Origin of the sequence: Mycobacterium sp. (assembly GCF_039583785.1) — a bacterium.
Classification (GTDB): Bacteria; Actinomycetota; Actinomycetes; order Mycobacteriales; family Mycobacteriaceae; genus Mycobacterium.
Genome location: NZ_JAVKSG010000113.1, coordinates 1 through 6,587, shown reverse-complemented (window position 1 = coordinate 6,587; position 6,587 = coordinate 1). Strand labels below are relative to the sequence as shown.

6 protein-coding genes are annotated in these 6,587 nt (G+C 62.7%); 2 read left to right on the top strand and 4 right to left on the bottom strand.

All coding sequences use genetic code 11. The annotated features are described in order from the left end of the window. Positions 1-201: 201 nt before the first annotated feature. The 4 genes from ABDV69_RS19640 to ABDV69_RS19625 all read right to left on the bottom strand — a co-directional run bounded on the left by ABDV69_RS19640 (position 202) and on the right by ABDV69_RS19625 (position 3,659). A complete protein-coding gene (locus tag ABDV69_RS19640; RefSeq protein WP_343577383.1) occupies positions 202-978 on the bottom strand; it encodes a hemolysin III family protein in 777 nt (258 codons plus the stop codon). A gap of 413 nt (positions 979-1,391) precedes the next feature. Beyond that, a complete protein-coding gene (tnpB, locus tag ABDV69_RS19635; RefSeq protein ID WP_343577380.1) occupies positions 1,392-2,864 on the bottom strand; it encodes an IS607 family element RNA-guided endonuclease TnpB in 1,473 nt (490 codons plus the stop codon). Positions 2,865-2,891: 27 nt separating this feature from the next. Further along, positions 2,892-3,077: a hypothetical protein gene (locus tag ABDV69_RS19630; protein ID WP_343577378.1), complete on the bottom strand. Its 186-nt coding sequence runs from the start codon at positions 3,075-3,077 to the stop codon at positions 2,892-2,894. Next, positions 3,078-3,659 carry an IS607 family transposase gene (locus ABDV69_RS19625; protein ID WP_343577376.1) on the bottom strand — a complete coding sequence of 194 codons (582 nt, stop codon included), beginning with the start codon at positions 3,657-3,659 and terminating at the stop codon, positions 3,078-3,080. 153 nt (positions 3,660-3,812) lie between these two features. On the opposite strand from ABDV69_RS19625, the gene ABDV69_RS19620 reads away from it, so the two are divergent. Together ABDV69_RS19620 and ABDV69_RS19615 are read left to right on the top strand one after the other, a co-directional pair. Further along, entirely contained in the window at positions 3,813-5,189 is a 1,377-nt protein-coding gene (locus ABDV69_RS19620; protein WP_343577375.1) for an FAD-binding oxidoreductase, read from the top strand. After that, positions 5,186-6,496: a class I SAM-dependent methyltransferase gene (locus ABDV69_RS19615; RefSeq protein ID WP_343577373.1), complete on the top strand. Its 1,311-nt coding sequence runs from the start codon at positions 5,186-5,188 to the stop codon at positions 6,494-6,496. The genes ABDV69_RS19620 and ABDV69_RS19615 overlap by 4 nt, the downstream gene beginning before the upstream one ends. Positions 6,497-6,587 lie beyond the last annotated feature (91 nt).

The window sequence follows — 6,587 nt, the reverse complement described above, 5'->3', positions numbered from 1 at the left end:
CGCATAGGCTTCCTAAGCTTGCAGCCTGAGTGGGCACGGTCAGTCCGGAGTCTAATGACCGGCCAAGTTCACTATTCATTCCCGCCGTGTTTCCGCGCAACCGCCCTCACGACGGCCTGGCCAGACTGTGGGTTTCACCTCCGCTCCCTGTGAAGAGGTCGCGGGACCACTGTCGGCAGTGCAGCGACGTTCATCGGACGGTCAGTCGGCGCTCAAAACCATCGGGAAGGGCTTCAAGACGACGAACCACACGGCGACGTAGTGACTCACCGCCGCGGCTGCGGTGAACGCGTGAAAGAACTCGTGATAGCCGAAGGTGCGCGGCCAGGGGTTCGGCCAACGAATGGCGAAGAAGATGGCGCCGATGTTGTAGAGGACCCCACCCACGATGAGCAGGCCGACGACGACGGGACCTCCGCCGTCGAGCAGGGTGCCGGCAAACAAGATCGCCACATAGCCAAGCAAGAGGTACAGCGGTACGCCGACCCAGCGCGGGGAGGACGGCCACCACATCTTCAGTGCCACGCCGGCTGCCGCGCCCGTCCACACGATGGCCAGCACCTCGGCGCCGGGCCGTGGCGGCATCGCCAACAGCGCGAAGGGGGTGTAACTACCGGCAATGAAGATGAAGATCGCCGAGTGGTCCAGCCGCTTCATCCACTTCAAGGCCACCGGATTGTGCCAGTGCTTACGATGATAGATGCCACTGACGCTGAACATCGCGACAATGGTGACAGCGTAGATCAGGGTCGCAAGGACGGCTTTCTGAGAAGACGTGATTCCCGCAACCGACACCAGTGCCAATCCACCCACGGTGGCGATGGCCGCCGAGCAGAGGTGGATCCATCCGCGTGCGCGTGGCCTCCCGATGAGATCGGCGACGGCGTCGGCGAGACCTTGAGATAGGTCGTCGGCGACCAGGGCCCGCGGATCGCCCACTGGAGAACTTGTCTTCGGGATTGCCCGGCGAGGTGTCATGTTGTACTCGTCGCTAGTAAGCCTGTTCGAGCGAGCCGAGGACAGCGAGCCATCGCGGATCGCGACGCGGGCGTGAGTCGGAGTCCCCAACACTTTTTACCGGCACCCTTCTCCGCCCCTACCGACCCCAAGGGCGGCAAGCCGCATCCGTTTGAACCACGAGGACACGATACCTAGGAACTGTGCACTGCGAATCTGATGACAGAACCACGACGACGCCGCAGGGCCATAATTACTCGACATACAGGGTGATGTCGCCGAGCAACCGGAAGTCGCGACCCGACGCGTCCTGCTCCTTGCAGGTCGCAGCTTAGTCGTCGAGCAGCAAGATGAACTGGGGGTTTGTCGTCGTTCGTTGGCCCTATGAGTCGAAATCGTTACCTGAAATGTGAGCGTTTGTATGACTGGGCATTTCAGGCAGCCCGTCCTTTCGGAGGGGCACTCCGTTCAGAAACGGTTCCGGCTTCACAGCCACCAGCCGTGCCCGCAGGCTCGGTCTTACGGTCGGCTCCACCGGTGACGACGCCGGTACTCGGCTCCGTAGCGTTCAGCGCATGGCGCGCTAAATTGATAGCGGCGTTACGGTCTCGGTCGATCTCAAGGCCGCAGTGCTCGCAGTGATACACGCATTCGGCCAGGTGCAGTTTGGTTTTCACCGCACCACAGCCGGAACACATTTTCGAGCTGGGGAACCATCTGTCGGCTTTGACCAGATGTGATCCATACCAGCGTGTTTTGTAGTCGAGTTGGCGAAACATCTCACCAAGGCCGGCATCGGCCAGCGCCCGGTTGAGGCCGGTTTTGGCAGTGGCGCCGTTGGGCAGGAACGCGCCGGGATTGTCGGGGTCGGCTTTGGGTTTCGGGCGGCGCATCATGTTCTTGACCGCCAGCGTCTCCCCACCGATCACCTGATGGGTTTTCGCCAGGCTCGTGGTGAGCTTATGAATCCGATCGGCCCGCAGATTCGCCACCCTGGCATGCGCCCGGGTCATCTCGACCTGAGTCGACTCCCAACCGCGCGACGCGTCCTGCTTCTGCCGCGCAGCCGCGTTCCAGGGACCCCTCTGGCGTGCCGCTTTGCGTTGCAGCGCACGCAGTTTGCGCAACGCCCGCTTGAGCTCGCGGGGCGCGGTATGACGGGCGATCTCGATCCCGTCGGGCGTGGCGACCACCAGCAGGTCTTTGACCCCGGCGTCGATGCCCACCACCGGCGCATCCGCTGTGACGCCGGCGACCAGCCTGGCTGGTTGGCGACGCACGGCACAGGTGAACGACACCAGCCATCGGCCCCGCTCCAAGCGCGTCGTAGCACTCAGTATCCGCGCCGTGCCCGATTCCAGACGCCGCCCCAGCTTACGAGTGGACTCGTGAGTATGGATCGTGCCCAGCACCGGCAGCGTGACGTGATGACGCGACGGCTCCACCCGCATGGCGCCGGTAGTGAACGTGAAACTCTTGGCCGCCCGGCCTTTGTGTTTGAATCTCGGGAAGCCCATTTTCGGGCCTTTACGCTCACCGGTGCGTGAATCGCCCCAGTTCGACAGCGCCTCGGCGAGGTTGGCCACCGCGTTGGCGTACGCCTCTTTACTGTTGTCCTGCCACCACGGGGACCCATCGTCGCCTACCGCTACCCGATGCTTGATCTGGTTCCACCGGTTGCGTAGCTCCTGAAACGACCATGACACGACCGGCGTCAGCTGATCATCAGCAATCCCGTAAGAGCGTTCCGCCTTACGCTGGTCCAGATTGGCTTTCACCGCGGCCAGCATCGTGTTGAACGCGAACCGCGCACCACCAGCATGCGACTCCAGCGCCGCCACCTGGGCTGACGTCGGGTCCAGCGCGTATTGATAAGCCTGCAAAACCCACCCCGACGAAACCTCCACCAACTCACCAGTTGAGGGATCGGTGTCCTAGAGGGTGAACAGCACCGACACCGCCTCCACCACCGCCCGGTACGCCTCGAAATCCGCGCCGAGCGCCACCCGCGCGGCCAATGTCGGCGTGCCATCGCGTTTCGGCTTGCCCGGCACTTGCACACCACCGGTCGCCGCAGCGACTCTCGCGGCCTGTGCCCTGGTGCGCATCTGCACAATCATCTACGCCGCCTCACCACCGGGATCCTGCTTGGTGACGGTAACCGCGCGCATCGCGCGGTTACGCGCACCACGGCGCCCATAAAGCCGGGCGCACATCGACGTAAGCACCTCGATCATGTCGCGCACCAGATCATCGGTCGTCTCCCCATCGTCGACGACCACGATGCGCCGTCCCTGCGCAGCCAGCGCAGCATGTAGATGCTCGACCCCGAAGCGGGCCAGCCGATCCCGATGCTCCACAACGATCACACTGGCAGAAGGGTCCGACAAGATCCGCGACAGCTTCGGGCGCTTACCGTTCAATCCGGAACCGACCTCGGACACCACCTGGGCGACCTCCCACCCGGCATCGGTGGCCCACTCGGTCAGTCGAGACACCTGACGGTCCAAATCCGAGCGCTGATCATGCGACGAGACCCGCGCATACAGCACCACACGCTCATCACCTGCCGCTGCGACGTCAACCAAGATCGTGCCCGAGGGCAGCCGTCGAAACGGCACCGGCATCCGATCCTCCCGCACCCACGCATACGCCGTCTGCGGATGCACACCCACCGACCGCGCCCATGCCGCCAACTTCACAACAACCAGTCAAACATACATTCACTCACAAACACGCACATTCACACGCGTTTCGCCGAAAGTTCGCAACCCTCTGGCGCACCTGCGCGACCCGCTTGCTTTTGGTGGTCACGGTGTCTGCGCTGGCGGTTGCCGGGGACTATCGTCGAGGTGATGCCTGTCCCGATATCCGCAGCTGCGGCTCATGTGGAGGGCGTCGAACGGTTCTTGGCGAGTTACCGTTCGATTCCTTCGACATCGGCTGTCCGACTGGCCAAGGCCACCTCCAACTTGTTCCGCGACCGCGCGAAACTCAGCACCCCCGGACTAGACGTCTCAGGGCTAACCAACGTCATTTCGATTGACCCGGACGCACGCACCGCCGACGTGGCCGGCATGTGCACCTACGAAGATCTGGTGGCAGCGACGCGCCCGTATGGCCTGTCGCCACTGGTGGTCCCGCAATTGAAGACCATCACGCTGGGCGGGGCAGTCGCCGGGTTGGGCATCGAATCGGCCTCGTTCCGCAACGGCCTGCCTCATGAGTCGGTGCTGGAGTTGGACATCCTCACCGGCACAGGTGAATTGCTCACCGTTTCACCCCAGCAGCACCCCGACCTCTTCCGCACGTATCCGAATTCATACGGCACACTGGGATATTCGACGCGGTTACGCATCGAGTTAGAACCTGTCAAACCGTTCGTCGCGCTGCGGCACGTGCGGTTCCACTCGCTGAGCCACCTGATGGCGGCAATGAATCGGATCATGGACACCGGTGAGTTCGATGGTGTCGCTGTTGACTATCTCGACGGCGTGGTGTTCAACGCCGTCGAAAGCTACCTATCTCTCGGTGTACGCGCTGCGGCCTCAGGCCCGGCCAGTGACTACACCGGACAACGCATCTACTACCGCTCCATCCAGCACGACACCGGCACCACAGAAGACCGGTTGACAACGCACGACTACTTCTGGCGATGGGACACCGACTGGTTTTGGTGCTCCGCGGCATTCGGCGCGCAGAACCCCCGTCTGCGACGCTGGTGGCCGCGACGCTACCGTCGCAGCAGCGTGTACTGGAAGCTGGTAGCACTCGACCGGCGGTTCGGTATCGCCGACCGCATCGAGAAGCGCAACGGCCGTCCGCCACGTGAACGGGTGGTCCAGGATGTCGAACTTCCACTCGAAAGGACGACGGAATTCTTGGAATGGTTTCTCAAAGCTGTGCCGATCACTCCGATCTGGTTGTGCCCGCTGCGGTTACGTGATCACGACGGCTGGTCGCTATATCCGATCCGTCCGGGACACAGCTACGTCAATGTTGGTTTCTGGTCGTCGGTTCCGGTGGGCGCGACCGATGGCGCGACGAATCGACTAATCGAGGAGAAGGTCGGTTCGCTGGACGGGCACAAATCGCTGTACTCCGACTCCTACTACGCCAGAGAAGAGTTCGACGAACTCTACGGCGGCGAGACCTACAAGACTGTGAAGAAAATTTACGATCCGGATTCCCGTTTCCTCGACCTTTACGCAAAGGCAGTGCAACGACGATGACGACCACGAAGGAGCCAGCGTCGACCGCGACAGGCAAGTTGAGCCTCGCTGAGGTCCTGGCGGTCTTCACCCGCGGCGCCACGGAATCATTGCGGTTCACTGCCTACGACGGCAGTAGCGCCGGAGCCGAAGACGCCGTACTGGGAATGGACCTGCTAACTCCTCGCGGTACGACCTATCTGGCCACCGCGCCAGGTGAACTCGGTCTGGCCCGGGCATACGTCGCCGGTGACATCGAGGCGCGCGGCGTGCACCCCGGCGATCCCTACGACGTGCTCAGGTTGCTCGCCGAAAACGTCGAGTTCACCAGGCCCTCGCCGCGACTGATGGCCAGCATTATCCGCGCCGTCGGCATCGAGCATCTCCTGCCGGCAGCGCCACCGCCGCAGGAGATGCTGCCTCGCTGGCGCCGAATCGCCGAGGGCATGCGGCACAGCAAGACTCGTGATGCCGGGGCGATCCGACACCACTACGACGTCTCCAACTCCTTTTACGAGTGGGTCTTGGGGCCGTCAATGACCTACACGTGTGCTGTCTATCCAGAGTCCGAAGCAACGCTGGAGGCGGCTCAGGACAACAAGTACCGCCTGATCTTCGAGAAGCTGCGGCTGGAGCCGGGCGATCGGCTACTCGACGTCGGATGCGGCTGGGGCGGCATGTTGCGCTACGCCGCCCGGCGGAGAGTCCACGCAGTCGGCGCGACCTTGTCCGCAGAGCAGGCTGACTGGGCTCAAACGGCGATCGAGGCTGAAGGGCTCGGCGAATGGGCCGAGGTGCGTCACTGCGACTACCGCGACATTGGCGAAACCGGTTTCGACGCAGTCTCCTCGATCGGATTGACCGAGCACATCGGCGTCAAGAACTATCCGTCCTATTTCGAATTCCTCAAGTCCAAATTGCGCACCGACGGTTTGCTGCTCAACCACTGCATCACCCGCAACAACAACAAGTCGAATTTCCGCGCGAGCAGCTTCACCGATCGCTACGTCTTCCCCGACGGCGAGCTGACCGGTTCGGGCCGCATCCTCTCCCAAATCCAAGACGTGGGATTCGAGGTGCTCCACGCGGAGAATTTCCGTCACCACTATGCCATGACGTTGCGTGACTGGTCCCACAACCTCGTCGCGCACTGGGACGAGGCTGTCGCCGAGGTTGGCATCGCCACGGCGAGGGTGTGGGGCTTGTACATGGCTGCGTCCCGGGTGGCATTTGAACAGAACAATATTCAGCTTCACCACGTGCTGGCGTCCAAGCGCGCCAGGCACGGCACCGACGGCCTGCCACTGCGCCCATGGTGGCGACCCTAGCCCTCGCTGTCGAGAAACTCTGGCGTAGATGCACGCGTCAAGCACGAGTTGAGCGTTCAGCACGCCGTCCAATCGACGATAATCCGCTAGG

Bases quoted from the DNA above. Each gene is read 5' to 3' on its own strand.
- ABDV69_RS19640 (WP_343577383.1), bottom strand. From the start codon at position 978: ATGACACCTCGCCGGGCAATCCCGAAGACAAGTTCTCCAGTGGGCGAT.
- ABDV69_RS19630 (WP_343577378.1), bottom strand. From the start codon at position 3,077: ATGATTGTGCAGATGCGCACCAGGGCACAGGCCGCGAGAGTCGCTGCG.
- ABDV69_RS19620 (WP_343577375.1), top strand. From the start codon at position 3,813: ATGCCTGTCCCGATATCCGCAGCTGCGGCTCATGTGGAGGGCGTCGAA.
- ABDV69_RS19615 (WP_343577373.1), top strand. From the start codon at position 5,186: ATGACGACCACGAAGGAGCCAGCGTCGACCGCGACAGGCAAGTTGAGC.